At 63.2% G+C, this 13,077-nt stretch carries 16 protein-coding genes; 10 read left to right on the top strand and 6 right to left on the bottom strand.

Going from position 1 to position 13,077, the window contains the following annotated elements; translation table 11 throughout:
- Nucleotides 1–138: 138 nt before the first annotated feature.
- A complete protein-coding gene (gene ade / locus AC0NIH_RS22990; protein WP_473465796.1) occupies nt 139–1,956 on the top strand; it encodes an adenine deaminase in 1,818 nt (605 codons plus the stop codon).
- A 20-nt stretch (nt 1,957–1,976) separates the two neighbouring features.
- Here the strand turns inward: ade and AC0NIH_RS22985 are convergent, their stop codons facing one another.
- Nucleotides 1,977–3,134, bottom strand: a complete 1,158-nt coding sequence (locus tag AC0NIH_RS22985; RefSeq protein ID WP_352711891.1) for an alpha/beta hydrolase — start codon at nt 3,132–3,134, stop codon at nt 1,977–1,979.
- A 143-nt stretch (nt 3,135–3,277) separates the two neighbouring features.
- On the bottom strand, nt 3,278–4,351 hold the full coding sequence (locus tag AC0NIH_RS22980; RefSeq protein ID WP_031257478.1) for an alpha/beta hydrolase: 1,074 nt from the start codon (nt 4,349–4,351) through the stop codon (nt 3,278–3,280).
- A gap of 411 nt (nt 4,352–4,762) precedes the next feature.
- Here AC0NIH_RS22980 and ilvA point away from each other — a divergent pair, with 411 nt between their 5' ends.
- Nucleotides 4,763–6,019 (top strand): threonine ammonia-lyase IlvA, encoded by a 1,257-nt coding sequence (ilvA, locus tag AC0NIH_RS22975; protein WP_140780359.1) that lies wholly within the window; start codon nt 4,763–4,765, stop codon nt 6,017–6,019.
- Nucleotides 6,016–6,570 carry a DUF1697 domain-containing protein gene (locus AC0NIH_RS22970; protein WP_473465792.1) on the top strand — a complete coding sequence of 185 codons (555 nt, stop codon included), beginning with the start codon at nt 6,016–6,018 and terminating at the stop codon, nt 6,568–6,570. The genes ilvA and AC0NIH_RS22970 overlap by 4 nt, the downstream gene beginning before the upstream one ends.
- A 2-nt stretch (nt 6,571–6,572) precedes the next feature.
- On the opposite strand, the gene AC0NIH_RS22965 is transcribed toward AC0NIH_RS22970, so the two are convergent.
- Entirely contained in the window at nt 6,573–6,866 is a 294-nt protein-coding gene (locus tag AC0NIH_RS22965) for a DUF2218 domain-containing protein (RefSeq protein ID WP_013895789.1), read from the bottom strand.
- Between the two features lie 139 nt (nt 6,867–7,005).
- Nucleotides 7,006–7,446: a lactoylglutathione lyase gene (gene gloA / locus AC0NIH_RS22960; protein ID WP_023764274.1), complete on the bottom strand. Its 441-nt coding sequence runs from the start codon at nt 7,444–7,446 to the stop codon at nt 7,006–7,008.
- A gap of 216 nt (nt 7,447–7,662) precedes the next feature.
- On the opposite strand from gloA, the gene AC0NIH_RS22955 reads away from it, so the two are divergent.
- Genes AC0NIH_RS22955 through AC0NIH_RS22940 form a run of 4 tightly spaced genes read left to right on the top strand, consistent with a single transcriptional unit; the run spans nt 7,663 to nt 9,833 of the window.
- Entirely contained in the window at nt 7,663–8,259 is a 597-nt protein-coding gene (locus AC0NIH_RS22955; protein ID WP_013895787.1) for a cold-shock protein, read from the top strand.
- Between the two features lie 22 nt (nt 8,260–8,281).
- A complete protein-coding gene (locus AC0NIH_RS22950; protein WP_224686774.1) occupies nt 8,282–8,842 on the top strand; it encodes a DUF192 domain-containing protein in 561 nt (186 codons plus the stop codon).
- A gap of 20 nt (nt 8,843–8,862) precedes the next feature.
- Entirely contained in the window at nt 8,863–9,630 is a 768-nt protein-coding gene (locus tag AC0NIH_RS22945) for an alpha/beta fold hydrolase (protein WP_023764276.1), read from the top strand.
- A gap of 53 nt (nt 9,631–9,683) precedes the next feature.
- A complete protein-coding gene (locus tag AC0NIH_RS22940) occupies nt 9,684–9,833 on the top strand; it encodes a hypothetical protein (RefSeq protein ID WP_473465788.1) in 150 nt (49 codons plus the stop codon).
- Between the two features lie 32 nt (nt 9,834–9,865).
- Here AC0NIH_RS22940 and AC0NIH_RS22935 read toward each other — a convergent pair whose 3' ends face one another.
- Nucleotides 9,866–10,471, bottom strand: a complete 606-nt coding sequence (locus tag AC0NIH_RS22935) for an HD domain-containing protein (protein ID WP_473465786.1) — start codon at nt 10,469–10,471, stop codon at nt 9,866–9,868.
- Between the two features lie 145 nt (nt 10,472–10,616).
- Here AC0NIH_RS22935 and cysE point away from each other — a divergent pair, with 145 nt between their 5' ends.
- The gene (gene cysE, locus AC0NIH_RS22930; RefSeq protein WP_013895783.1) at nt 10,617–11,465 is read left to right on the top strand and encodes a serine O-acetyltransferase; all 849 of its coding nucleotides are present in this window, start codon (nt 10,617–10,619) and stop codon (nt 11,463–11,465) included.
- 152 nt (nt 11,466–11,617) lie between these two features.
- On the top strand, nt 11,618–11,821 hold the full coding sequence (locus AC0NIH_RS22925; RefSeq protein WP_023764279.1) for a DUF3126 family protein: 204 nt from the start codon (nt 11,618–11,620) through the stop codon (nt 11,819–11,821).
- Between the two features lie 57 nt (nt 11,822–11,878).
- Here the strand turns inward: AC0NIH_RS22925 and AC0NIH_RS22920 are convergent, their stop codons facing one another.
- A complete protein-coding gene (locus AC0NIH_RS22920) occupies nt 11,879–12,610 on the bottom strand; it encodes a hypothetical protein (RefSeq protein WP_013895781.1) in 732 nt (243 codons plus the stop codon).
- 123 nt (nt 12,611–12,733) lie between these two features.
- Here AC0NIH_RS22920 and AC0NIH_RS22915 point away from each other — a divergent pair, with 123 nt between their 5' ends.
- On the top strand, nt 12,734–13,075 hold the full coding sequence (locus AC0NIH_RS22915) for a DUF6949 family protein (RefSeq protein WP_473465782.1): 342 nt from the start codon (nt 12,734–12,736) through the stop codon (nt 13,073–13,075).
- The last annotated feature ends 2 nt before the right edge of the window (nt 13,076–13,077 follow it).

Raw genomic sequence — 13,077 nt, 5'->3', positions numbered from 1 at the left:
CCATCGCCTCGCGGAATGGATTTCGGCCGGCGGGCGCGATAGCCGTGGTGAAGGCTGCGTAGGCCTCACCCTATCCGCGGTTTGGCGCTGGTCAAAACCAGGCAGGATTGGCACAGTCGCGCAAACAGGAGTTCCTTCATGGCAAAGAAGCCGGCGGCGCATGCGACGAAACCCAAGCCCTGGACCGAGATGGCGACCCATCTCGTCGACGTCGCCATGGGTCGCAAGCCCGCCGATCTCGTCATCCGCAACGGCCGCTGGGTAAATGTTCATTCCGGCGAGATCATCGCCGGCACCGACATCGCGATTGCCGGCGGCCGCTTCGCCTATTGCGGACCGAATGCCAGCCACGCGATCGGCCAGGGCACCAAGGTGGTCGACGCCGGCGGGCGCTATCTGGTGCCCGGGCTCTGCGATGCGCACATGCATGTCGAGAGCGGCATGGTGACGGTGACCGAGTTTTGCCGCGCCGTCATCCCGCACGGCACCACCTCGATGTTCATCGACCCGCACGAGATCGCCAATGTGCTGGGCCTGCCCGGCGTGCGGCTGATGCATGACGAGGCGGTGGCGATGCCTGTCAACGTGCATGTCCAGATGCCGTCCTGCGTGCCCTCGGCGCCGGGGCTCGAACATGCCGGCGCCGAACTGACGGTCGCCGATGTAGCGGAAGCGATGAGCTGGGAAAACATCATCGGGCTCGGCGAAGTGATGAATTTCCCTGGTGTCGTGGCCAACGATCCGGTGATGTCGGGCGAGATCGCGGCGACAGTTCATGCAGGCAAGACGGTCGGCGGGCATTATGCCTCGCGCGATCTCGGCCTGCCGTTCCACGGCTATGTCGCCGGCGGCCCCGAAGACGACCATGAAGGCACGCGCGCCGAGGACGCTATCGCCCGCGTGCGTCAGGGCATGAAGGCGATGCTGCGGCTGGGCTCGGCCTGGTACGATGTCGCCTCGCAGATCAAGGCGGTGACCGAAGGCGGCATCGATCCGCGCAATTTCATCCTGTGCACCGACGACAGCCATTCCGGCACGCTGGTTCACGAAGGCCACATGGACAGGGTGGTGCGCCACGCCATCAGCCAAGGGCTGAAGCCGGTGACGGCGATCCAGATGGCGACGATCAACACCGCCCAGCATTTCAGGCTGGAGCGCGAGATCGGCTCGATCGCGCCGGGGCGATTGGGCGACCTGCTGATCGTCTCCGATCTCGCCGCGATGACCATCGACGAGGTCTATGCGCGCGGCGTCAGGCTGGCCAAGGGTGGCAAGCTCGACATCGATATTCCCGCCTATGACTATCCGAAGACGGCGAAGAACACCGTCAAGTTGGGCAAGAAGCTGAAGGCCGGCGATTTCGATATCGCGGCGCCCAAGGGCGCCAACGAGGTGCGGGTGCGGGTCATCGGCGTCATCGAGAACCAGGCGCCGACGCGGGCGCTGGAGGCCGATCTTCCAGTCGAGGACGGGCTGGTCGCCATGGATCGCCGCAACGACATCTGCCAGATCGCGCTGGTCGAGCGGCACAGGGGCACCGGCGGCGTCACCAACGCCTTCGTCTCCGGCTTCGGCTATATGGGTGACTGCGCCATGGCTTCCAGCGTGGCGCATGACGCCCACCACATCATCTGCGTCGGCACCAACAAGCAGGACATGGCGCTGGCGGTCAACCGGCTGGGCGAGGTCGGCGGCGGGGTCGTGCTGTTCTCCAAGGGCAAGGAACTGGCGCTGGTCGAAATGCCGATCGCCGGCCTGATGTCGGACGAGCGGGCCGAGATCGTCGCCGCCAAGGCGGACAAGCTGACCGAGGCGATGCGCAAGATGGGCTGTTCCCTGAACAACGCCTACATGCAGCACTCGCTGCTGGCGCTGGTCGTCATTCCGGAGCTCAGGATCTCCGACGTCGGCCTGATCGACGTCACGACGTTCCAGAAGGTCGATCTTTTCGTCTAGATCAGCCGCCGGTGGCCTGCTTAACCGCCGGTAGCGATGGTCAGCACCTTGAACGGTGTCGTGATGATGACTTCGGCGGCGGAGCCGACGGCCTTGCCTAGGCCTTGGCCGATATTGGCAAGCTGGGCGGGCTCATCGGCAGCCAGGCCAGCCGGCGTACGCAGCCGGTCACCGAGCAATTGCACCAGGAACGGGTTGTCGGCAAACTTCGCGTGGTTGAGGCCACCGTCGCCGCCCTTGGTCTTGGTCAGGTCGACCACGGCCACGCCGTAGCTGGCGAGATCGGCCGCGTTGCCGTAGTCGCCGACACGCGGTTTGTCGCCGGAGATGAATGAAGACAATTTGAGCGCCCGGTCATCGCCTGAAAGCAGCACGGCAAACGGCTTGTCTGGCTTGCCATAGCGGATCATCTGCTTCTTGAACACGTCGACATCGATGTCCGGCGAAGCCAGAATGACGTAACCGAGCTTGCCGCCGAGATCGCGGTCGCCGGTGATGGCAAGCTGGCGCAGCGCCTCCATCGTCAGCCAGGTTCCCATCGAATGCGCGATGATGTCGATGCTCTTGACTCGGGTCTTGGCGAGCATCCTGAGCGTCGCCTCGAGATCGTCACGGGCGGCGGTTGAGCTGTCCTTGTCGTAGATATAGCCCGTGGTCTTGGCGCTCGAGGCCCAGGAAAACAGCACTGGCGTGCCCGGATATTTCGTGTCGTGGGCGATCTGCGTCAGCCGGTAGATGCCGTCGTCGAACCCGTTGTTGAACCCGTGCACGAAAACCAGCGCGCGGTCGCCGCGCATGGCGATGTCGGCGCCGACCGCTTTGGCGAATTGCGGAGCGCCCTCATAGTAGGTGACGTTTTTGGCGGTGAAATCCTTCGCCGGATTGCTGTTGGCCGACCCCTTAACCCGCTCGATGGCGCCGACCTGATGACTTCTCGGAACGGTGACGTCGACGCGGGCGTAGCTGGTGGTCAGAGAACGATCACCGTCGAACACCTGCCGCGGATCTTTCGTTGCCCTCTGGCGCGTCGTTGCAACGAAAATCTCATGCGTAGCCGCGATGTCCGAAGCTGGCGCGGCGACGGTGGTCTTGTTGAGGAGGTCATGCGTAGGGCCCGCGCAGCCGGCGATGGCGAGCGCAAATGCGACGACGAGCAAACCCTTCAAACGCACAGTCACACGCCGGCTCCCGTTGAGGGGGACGTCAGACGCATGACGTCGCTGACTATCCCGATAAGGCCAGAGGCCGGCGCGGTCCAGTTCAAAGTGGATTGATGGCTCGGCAATGGTGAACGGGCACGGCGAAATCCGCTGCGCCGCATCTATTGTCCAAGCAGGCTGATGCGGTCGGTCACGTCGCGGTCGCTGGCAAAGCCGTCATCCTCGCGCAGCCGCTGGCCGATCATCTTTACCAGGGCCGGATTGTCGGCGAATTTCGTATGGTTGAAGCTGTCGCTGCCCTTGACCTTGGAGAGGTCGACCACCGTCACGCCATAGGAGGCAAGATCGGCGGCGTCCTTGTAGTCGCCGACGCGTGGGCGCGCACCGGCGATCAGGCCGGAGAGCCTGAGCGCCCGGTCGTCGTCCGACAAAAGCAGGATGAACGGCTTGTCCGGCTTGCCGTAGCGGCGCATCTGGCTCTTGAACACGTCGACATCGATGTCGGGCGAGGCAAGCACAACGTCGCCGAGCTTGCCGCCGAGGTCGCGGTCGCCGCTGATGGCCATCTGGCGCAGCGTTTCCATGGTCACCCAGGTTCCCATCGAATGCGCGACAATGTCGATACGCCGTGCGCCGGACTGCTGCAGCATGCGCAAGGTCACTTCGAGCTGGTCGCGGGCGGCACTGGCACTTTCCTTGTCGTAGACATAGTCGGTGGTCTTGGCGCCCGAGGCCCAGGAGAACAGCACCGGCGTGCCGGGATAACCGGAATCATGGACGATCTGGGTCAGGCGGTAGACGGCATCGTCGAAGCCGGTGTTGTAGCCATGGACGAAGACCATGACGCGGCCGCCGCGCGCGGCGATGTCGGCGTTGAGCGCGCTGGAGAATTTCGGCTGGGTGTCGTAGCCGACGACCTCGGAGGCCATGAAATACTTGGTCGGATCGTTCGATTTGCCGCGCGAGCGCCGCTCGATCTGGCCGGTCTGGTGGACGCCTGGCACGGTGACGTTGACGCGCGCGTAGTTCAGCGTCGCCGAGCGTTCGCCATCGAAGACCTTGTTTGGATCATCGGATTTCTTGCGCGTCGTGGCGATGAAGATCGAGTGGTTGCCGGCGATTTCCGTCACCGGTACGGCCATGACCGCGCTACCGAGCAGTTCCTCGGTTTGGCGGCCGCCGCAGCCTGCCACCAGCAAGGCAAGCGCAAGAATGCAAATCGTCTTCAAATGCACGTCAAAATTCCACGTCAAAATTCCACCGGGCCCAAACAAGGGCCGTCCACCCTCCGCGATATCTCCCCAGCAGGCCAAAGTGCGGCGGAAGTAAGTCGTGTCCAGCCGAAATCTCATCGGCGTCCGGCGACGGCCCTCCGACTGTTGCGCGAAAGCCAACGCGGCGGCGGGAGGGCTGGAACGCCGCGCAAGGCCAGCACCCCGGAGCCTCGGCCGGATGCCGCGAGCGGCACCGACGATGCGCGCCCGCACCGTTTGCAGAGGACATCAACAAACGCTTTCAAGTGACTGCAATTATGACAGGAATATGTTGCAATTGGCGCGACGCCAATCTGACAATGGTCTTGCCCTGCCGGATGTGCAATAGGGTTGTGTCTAACTCGCCTGCGGGCGGTCCGGGATGATCTTGCCATGACCAGCTTTTCCTCGCGAGTCGCCACCGCTGCTGCCGCGATCCGTCAGATTTTTCCGGAGACGCCGCTGCAGGAGAATGACTATCTGTCGAAAAAGACCGGCGCGCGGGTGCTGCTGAAGCGCGAGGATCTGAGCCCCGTGCGGTCCTACAAGATCCGTGGCGCTTTCAACTTCTTCCGAAAGGCGCTTGCCGCCGGCAACCAGGCCGAACTGTTCGTCTGCGCTTCCGCGGGCAACCATGCGCAGGGCTTCGCGTTCGTCTGCCGCCATTTCGGCAGGAAGGGCGTGGTGTTCATGCCTGTGACCACCCCGCAGCAGAAGATCGACAAGACCAGGCTGTTCGGCGGCGACTTCGTCGAGATCAGGCTGGTCGGCGACTTCTTCGACGACTGCTACCGCGCCGCCTTCGAATTCACCGAAAGTTCCGGCGCCCACATGGTGCCGCCCTTCGATCACAAGGACATCATCGAGGGACAGGCGACGGTCGCTTATGAGATCGCGGACCAGATGCCGGGCGCGCGCATGCCCGACATCGTCATGCTGCCGGTCGGCGGCGGGGGCCTGGCCGCCGGGGTGACGCACTACTTCGCCGATCAGGGCCGGGAGGCGCGGTTCGTCTTCTGCGAGCCGGCCGGGGCGCCCAGCCTGCGCGAGAGCCTTGCGGCGGGAAAACGGCTGAAGCTCGCCAAGGTCGACAATTTCGTCGACGGCGCCGCGGTCGCCGAGATCGGCCGCGAACCGCTGCGGCATCTCAAGGAGTTCGCAGCCGACACGGTGCGGCTCATCCCGGAAAACCGGCTCTGCGCCACCATGATCGAAATGCTCAATGTCGAAGGCGTCGTGCTGGAGCCGGCCGGCGCGCTGGCGATCGATGCGCTGAAGGACTTTTCCAGGAAGGAGATCCGGGGCAAGACCATTGTCGCGGTCGTCTCGGGCGGCAATTTCGATTTCGAGCGGCTGCCGGACGTCAAGGAGCGGGCGCTGCGCTTCGAGGGATTGAAGAAATACTTCATCATCCGCTTTCCGCAGCGGCCGGGCGCGCTGCGCGACTTCCTCGAACTGCTGGGTCCGGACGACGACATCGCGCGCTTCGAATATCTGAAGAAGTCGGCGCGCAATTTCGGCTCGGTTCTGATCGGCATCGAAACCAAGGATCGCCGCAATTTCGATCTGCTGAAGGCGAATTTCGAGGCCGAGGGCGTCCAGTATCAGGACATCACCGACAACGAGACGTTGGCGGGGTTCATCATTTGAGCGCAAAAACCTTCGTCGCCCTGTTTTCCGGGATCAATGTCGGCGGCAACCGCATCGTCAAGATGGCGGAGTTGCGGACGTTCTTCGAGGATCTCGGCTTTTCCGACGTCGCCACCTATGTGCAGAGCGGCAATGCCGTGTTCCGGGCCGGGAAGGGCGATGCCGCCACGCTCGCAAAGCAGATCGAGGCGGCCTTCGAGAAGAAATGGGGTTTTCATTCGCGCATCATGGTGCGCGATCTCTCCTGGTTCGAACGGCTGGTGAACGAAAATCCCTATCCGGAAGCGGCCGCTGACCACACCAAGCTCCATGCCTATGCGCTGGAGCGCGAGCCGACCGCCGAAGAGGTGGCGCGGCTCGCCGAAAAGTGCACCGGCCCCGAGCGCTTCGAAGTCAAGGGAGACGTGCTCTATCTCAGCGCGCCGGACGGGCTCGGCAAATCGGTATTTGCCAACCTCATTCCGCGCGTTCTGAAGGTGCCTTGCACCGCGCGCAACTGGCGCTCGGTGCTGGCGTTGCTGGAAATGGCCGGTAAGGCCGGCAAGAACTAGGATTACGCCGCCGGAGCCCGCTTCCAGTCGAAACTCAACTCTTCGCGGAAGGCAAAGCGCTTGATATGATCGGCAACAACGCTTTCCAGGCGCTCGAGCGAGCCTGCTTCGTCAGTCGATACCGCGATGTGCAGCGCACTTGCATCGGCATCCATTGTGGTGCGGCCGAGCGAGAGATCGATCGTGCCATGGGTGGGATCGAACTCGACCGGGAATTTGTGCGCCCAGTGCTTGCACAATTGCTGCAAATAGCGGCTGGCATGTTCGGTGGCGACGTCGGCATGGCTGGACGGCATGACTGGCTTCTCCGCGGGCGGGCGCCCATTGGCAAGACAAGGCGCCGGCGTTCTCAAAGCCGGCGCGACATCGGACAGATAGGCGCTGCGTTGCCGAACGCCAGAGGCCGGGCAATATTCGTCCGGCACGGTTGGAAGCTTACCAGCTTCCGGTGTTCGCCATCGAAGCCCAGGGCTCGGCCTTGGCCTTGGCCGGACCTTTCTGCAAAAGCTCGATGGAAATGCCGTCGGGTGACCTGACGAAGGCCATGTTGCCGTCACGCGGCGGCCGGTTGATGGTGACGCCGCTGTCCATCAGCCGCTGGCAGGTGGCATAGATGTCGTCGACCTCATAGGCGAGGTGGCCGAAATTGCGCCCGCCCTTGTAGTCCTCCGAATCCCAATTGTAGGTGAGTTCAACCAGCGGTGCCTTCTCGTTGATGCCGCTTTGCTCGTCTTCCGGCGCGGCGAGGAAGATCAGCGTGTAGCGGCCCTGCTCGTTTTCATAGCGGCGCACTTCCTTCAGGCCGAGCTTGTTGCAGTAGAAATCGAGCGAGGCATCGACATCGGCGACGCGGACCATGGTGTGCAGATAGCGCATGTGTTTTCCTCGATTTGTTGGGTTGCGGCGCAACATAGGGTCGGGTCGCTCAAAGGGCAATCGTCGGGCCGCGGAGATGCCGGCAAAGAACAAATACGGTATTCCCGCAATGAACCGTGAAAAAAGGCACGTCAGGTCTTGCACACACGGGAAGCGCCGGTGTTAATCTGGTATCAAGAATCAGTTGCGGTGTTCTTGAAAAGAGGGGGCATTCTTATGGGGGAAAAGGCCTCTTTGACGGGGCGGGCCGATACCCTTGGCGACGCCTTGACGCGCGACGAAGGCGGCGATGCCGCCGACCTCGTCGAAATAGCCGGCGCCATCAAGTGGTTCGATGTGGCCAAGGGGTACGGGTTCATCCTTCCGGATGACGGTATCTCGGGCGATATCCTCCTCCATGTGACATGTCTTCGACGGGACGGTTTCCAGACAGCCTTGGAAGGCGCGCGCGTGGTCTGTCTTGTCAAGCAGGGCGAGCGCGGCCTGCAGGCCTTCCGCGTGCTGTCCATGGATGTCACCACCGCCGTCCATCCCGCGGAAATGCAGGAGCAGCGCACCCATGTCTCGGTGACGCCGGAGAGCGGGCTCGAACGTGCCTTGGTCAAATGGTTCAACCGCACCAAGGGATTTGGCTTCCTGACCCGCGGCGAGGGTACCGAGGACATTTTCGTCCATATGGAGACCTTGCGCCGCTACGGCATCACCGAGCTTCGGCCCGGACAGGTCGTGCTGGTCCGTTTCGGGCGCGGTGACAAAGGCCTTATGGCCGCCGAAATTCACCCCGATATGGGTACCTTGCCGGTCTCGCATTAGGCGACCCGGCCGAGGAATTCGAATGGCTCATAGGAACTGGCTGACGGCGGGCGTGATCTGCGCCGTTGCTGCCGTCATCATCGCCGCAGGCGCTTTCTTCTATTTTCAGGTACCCAGCGCGGCCGAAGGCCGGGCGATGGTCCTTCCTGTCGATCCGACACCGCTGGTCGCGGTCACGAAAAGCGGCGAACGCTCCTTTTCGATCGAAGTCGCCGATAACGAGGCAGAGCGGGAGGCCGGCCTGATGTTCCGCGAGGACATGGCCGACGATCACGGCATGCTGTTCGTCTTCGACGAGACCCGCGAGGTCAATTTCTGGATGAAGAACACGCCGATGCCGCTCGACCTGATCTTTGTCGGCCAGGACGGCAGGATCCGGGCGATCGAGGAAGGCGAGCCGCAATCCGAGGCGATCGTGTCGCCCGGCGAGCCGGTCCGCTTCGTGCTCGAACTCAAGGCCGGCACGGCCGCCCGGGACGGTATCGCGGACGGCGATCTTTTGCGCCATCCGGCGATCGGCACCGCATCGGGGCCTGGCATGCCGCCGGCCGACAAGGGCGATGCGCCCAGCGGCGGCGGTTGAATACGCAGGCGGGATCGCTGATGCAGTATTTTTCACATGACGGGTTCGATCTTGCCTTCCTCGACCGCCAGCCGGCATCGGGCGAGGGCGATCCCGTGCTGATGATCCACGGCTTCGCTTCGAGCCATTATGTCAATTGGGTGTCGCCCGGCTGGTTCAAGACGCTCAACGATGCCGGTTACCGCGCCATCGCCTTCGACAATCGCGGCCACGGCTCGTCGTCCAAAAGCTATCAGGAGGCAGACTACACGCCCGACGCCATGGCCTCCGACGCGGCCGCCCTGCTGGATCATCTCGGCATCGGACGTGCGCACGTGATGGGTTATTCGATGGGCGCGCGTATCGCGGCGTTCCTGGCGCTGTCCGATCCCGACAAGGTGGCGACGCTGGTCTTCGGCGGCCTCGGCATCGGCATGATCGACGGTGTCGGCGACTGGGATCCGATCGCCGCGGCCCTTCTTGCCGACGATCCGGCCACGACCACGCATCCGCGCGGCCGCTCGTTTCGTGCCTTCGCCGACCAGACCCGCAGCGACCGCCGGGCGCTTGCCGCCTGCATTGTCAAATCGCGGGAGTTGTTGAGCGAGGACGATATTGCCCGCATCGCCCAACCGACGCTGATCGCCGTCGGCACCACCGACGACATTGGCGGTTCCCCGGACGAGCTTGCCGCCCTGATGCCGAACGCCAGGGCTTTTCACATCGAGGGCAGGGACCACATGCTGGCGGTCGGGGACAAGACCTTCAAGCAGCGCGTGCTGGAGTTCTACGCCGAAAATCCGCTTTGAAGCTGCGCGCCAGTGCTGGGCCCAGTCTCGGCCCCTTGCGCCTTGAACCGACTTTGCGAGCACGCACAGCGATCAGGCCGAGGGCCTACACGTTCAGTTCCATCCACCGGGTCGCCTACCGCAAGACCAATGCCCAGCGCTCGCTTGTCCAGGCGTTTCTCGGGGCTCTGTTCGATACGATCCCGGTGGCACGAACCACGTAAGGTGGCCCACGCAAGGGCGTCAGGGGGACCGATCACGCAGGCTTCTGCAGCGCCTCCAGCGACCGCGCCATGTTCAGCCTGGCCTGCGGCTCGAAACGCCGGCGAAATTCCTCCGTGTGGAAGATATGCGGACGGGCAAGGAAACTCGTCAGCACCGCGCCGCGGCCGGCACGCCACATAGGCTCCTCGACCCAGTGATATTCGCGGCGAACCGCGCGCTCATAGGCATCGAAGGCATCCGGCTCGGCGCCCAGGATCGACAGATCCATGTCCAGGAAGAGGCTGGCATCCCGCGTCGCCGTCGCGTCGTCGAACCGGGGCAGTTCATGCGTTGCGGTGGCCAGGATCATCGCGCTGATGCGGCTCATGCGCCCGGCATCGATGCGGCCCGCGAGCCATTTTTCGGCAAGCGCCGCGCTTTTGGCCTCGTTGTCCTTGGCCTTGCTGTCGTAGATGGCGTCGTGGAACCAGATCGCCGCCTCGACAGCCTGGGGGTCGCCGAGCAGCCCCCGATAGTCGCCAGCCAGCGCCAGCATCGCCTCGATATGGGCAAGGTTGTGATAGTGGCGATCCTCGGCCTGGTAGAGCGCCGAAAGTTCGGTTTTCACTGCATTGTCGATCAAGGGTTCGTTTTCCATGGCTGCTTGAATTCCTGCGAACCAAATCCATTTGACAGAGCACTAAGGAAAATTGAGTTCAATCGTGCTATGATCTGGCCTATATGTGCGGCCAGATAGCAGGCAGCACCACAGGCAAGCTAGCAGGACGCAGGACAAGACGTCGATGAACAGCATCAGCATTTCCCGCCACAGCGCGTTGCAGCCGGTCGATCCGATCTGGCGTTCGATCCGTGACGAAGCGATGGAAGCGGTCAACCGTGATCCGCTGCTTGCCGCCTTCCTCTATTCGACGATCCTCAATCAGGAGAGCCTGGAAGAGGCCGTGATCCACCGGATCGCCGAGCGGCTCGCCCATCAGGATATCGGCTCCGACCTCATCCGCCAGACCTTCAAATCGATGCTGGCCGACGACAAGGGCTGGCCGACCACGGTGCGCGTCGACATCCAGGCCTATTATGATCGCGACCCGGCCTGCGACCGGTTCATCATGCCGGTTCTCTATTTCAAGGGCTTTCACGCCATCCAGACCCATCGGCTGGCGCATTGGCTGTGGAACCAGGGCCGCAAGGATTTCGCGCTCTACCTGCAGAGCCGCTCTTCCTCGGTCTTCCAAACCGACATCAACCCGGCCGCGCGCATCGGCATGGGCATCTTCATCGATCACGCCACCGGCCTCGTCGTCGGCGAGACCGCGGTCATCGAGGACGATGTGTCGATCCTGCACGGCGTGACGCTGGGCGGCACCGGCAAGGCCGGCGGCGACCGCCACCCCAAGATCCGCCGTGGCGTGCTGATCGGCGCCGGCGCCAAGATCCTCGGCAACATCGAGATCGGCCACTGCTCCAAGATCGCCGCCGGCTCGGTGGTGCTGTCACCGGTGCCGCACAACAAGACCGTTGCCGGCGTGCCGGCCCGTGTCGTCGGCGAGACCGGCTGCGATCAGCCTTCGCGCCAGATGGACCAGTTGCTGCCGTCGCAGACGATGGACCAGGTGGTCAGCTTCGACATCTGATTTTCCACGCCGGCGCGCTGCCTGGCGTGATCGCGATTGCCCTGCGGCGCTGCGGCTTCCGGTGCAATACAGCCGGCTTGCCTTTACATCGCCATTGTCGACGTGCCAGAAGCGCCCTTCAAACCAGCAAGCCCGATGATCGGAGAAGACTGTTGAAGCCGGACGAAATCAGAAAGCTGGACGCCTATTTCAAGCGCGTCTTCCAGAACCCCAAGCTTGTGGTCAAGGCACGGCCGCGCAAAGAGGATTCGGCCGAAGTCTATGTCGGTGAAGAGTTCCTCGGCATCGTCTTCAAGGATGAGGACGACGGCGACTACAATTTCTCGATGGCGATCCTCGACATCGATCTGGCCTGAGCCAGCATTGTTTCACGGCGGGCCGCGTCGAGCGCGGCCGGCCTCGGCACCTGTCCGTCAGTGCCCGGTTTTCAGGATTCGCGCGGCCTCGTCCGTCATTGCCGCGTCGAGCGCCTGCCAATCATCGAGAAACTCTTTCGGAAAACGATAGGTGAGGCTGAGATCCTCGCCGACGTGGATGTCTCGCTCGCAGGGCGCCAGCGATTCGCCGGCGCTCGGCCCGCTCAGGCATCGCGCCACGAAAGGGTCCTTGCCCTCCCGCTTGCCGACGACCAGCACCTCGTTCAGGTACCCTGACTTCTCGTTGAAGCCATAGACCGTCGTGCCGCCTGGCCCGGGAATGCCGGGCTGGACGATCAGCGCACTGTAGATCGGCGCGAACCGGCCGCTCATGTCGCGCGACATCATCTGCTGTTCGAAGGACAGGAAAATGATGTTCTTGGCTGTTCCGGTGTGATTGAAGTCGTCGCTCGCCGCCGCACTGAAGCCGTCCATCTGCGGATAGCGAAGATAAAGGTCGAGACGCGAGGCGATGCCGTCGCGCCGGGCCTGGGCGAACCGGATGGTGTTGGCTGGGACGGCAATGACATTGTTGCCGATCACCACCTGATGGATGGTCGGATCGTCCGTATAGCCGGCCATGGCGATGGAGTGGCCGAACCATTTGCCGCCAAGGCTGATGGCGATCGACAGCAAGGCCAGCGCCGCGAAGGCGTAGAACACCCGCTTCATCAGCACGGAATCGACCACGGTGAGTTCGGGGCCGTCGGCGATCGTTGCCTGCTTCATCTCGGTCCTCGGATCCAGCTTGCCATGCGCCTTGGGTGTCCCTCGGCGGCACACATCGCTCGGCACGGCTCTTGCAGCCTTGCTGAAACGACTGTGCGATTTCATGGTAAATGGAAGGTTAAGATGACTGATATGGAACCCTTCCTGTTCGCTTTTGTCGTCGGGCTGACGGTCTGCGGGCTGATCGGCTCGACGATGGAGCTGGTGTCAGGCCGCAAGGTCGCCTTCGCGGAACCCTATGTATCGCCCTCGCATGTGCTGCGCTCGCTGGCGGCGACCGCCGGCGCCGGGCCCTTCATGCTGATCAACGATGCCCTGGATGCCCGGCGCCAGAACCGCATTTCGACAGTGGCGCTCTTGTCATGCGGTTGCACCGCGATTGCCTGGTCCCTGGCGCTGGGTATCGTCGTGCTTGCCATTGCCTCATGGACGATCCGTCTCCTAGGGTCCGGCATTCCAGCCTGAAG

The organism is Mesorhizobium sp. WSM1386 (genome assembly GCF_055901595.1).
The sequence above is the reverse complement of the archived record's forward strand: the minus strand, read 5'-3'. Positions and strand labels throughout refer to the sequence as shown.

Coding starts and splice junctions, on each gene's coding strand:
- ade (WP_473465796.1), top strand. CDS start 139: ATGGCAAAGAAGCCGGCGGCGCATGCGACGAAACCCAAGCCCTGGACC.
- ilvA (WP_140780359.1), top strand. CDS start 4,763: ATGACCAGCTTTTCCTCGCGAGTCGCCACCGCTGCTGCCGCGATCCGT.
- AC0NIH_RS22965 (WP_013895789.1), bottom strand. CDS start 6,866: ATGCCGTCCAGCCATGCCGACGTCGCCACCGAACATGCCAGCCGCTAT.
- gloA (WP_023764274.1), bottom strand. CDS start 7,446: ATGCGCTATCTGCACACCATGGTCCGCGTCGCCGATGTCGATGCCTCG.
- AC0NIH_RS22955 (WP_013895787.1), top strand. CDS start 7,663: ATGGGGGAAAAGGCCTCTTTGACGGGGCGGGCCGATACCCTTGGCGAC.
- AC0NIH_RS22950 (WP_224686774.1), top strand. CDS start 8,282: ATGGCTCATAGGAACTGGCTGACGGCGGGCGTGATCTGCGCCGTTGCT.
- AC0NIH_RS22945 (WP_023764276.1), top strand. CDS start 8,863: ATGCAGTATTTTTCACATGACGGGTTCGATCTTGCCTTCCTCGACCGC.
- AC0NIH_RS22935 (WP_473465786.1), bottom strand. CDS start 10,471: ATGGAAAACGAACCCTTGATCGACAATGCAGTGAAAACCGAACTTTCG.
- cysE (WP_013895783.1), top strand. CDS start 10,617: ATGAACAGCATCAGCATTTCCCGCCACAGCGCGTTGCAGCCGGTCGAT.
- AC0NIH_RS22920 (WP_013895781.1), bottom strand. CDS start 12,610: ATGAAGCAGGCAACGATCGCCGACGGCCCCGAACTCACCGTGGTCGAT.
- AC0NIH_RS22915 (WP_473465782.1), top strand. CDS start 12,734: ATGACTGATATGGAACCCTTCCTGTTCGCTTTTGTCGTCGGGCTGACG.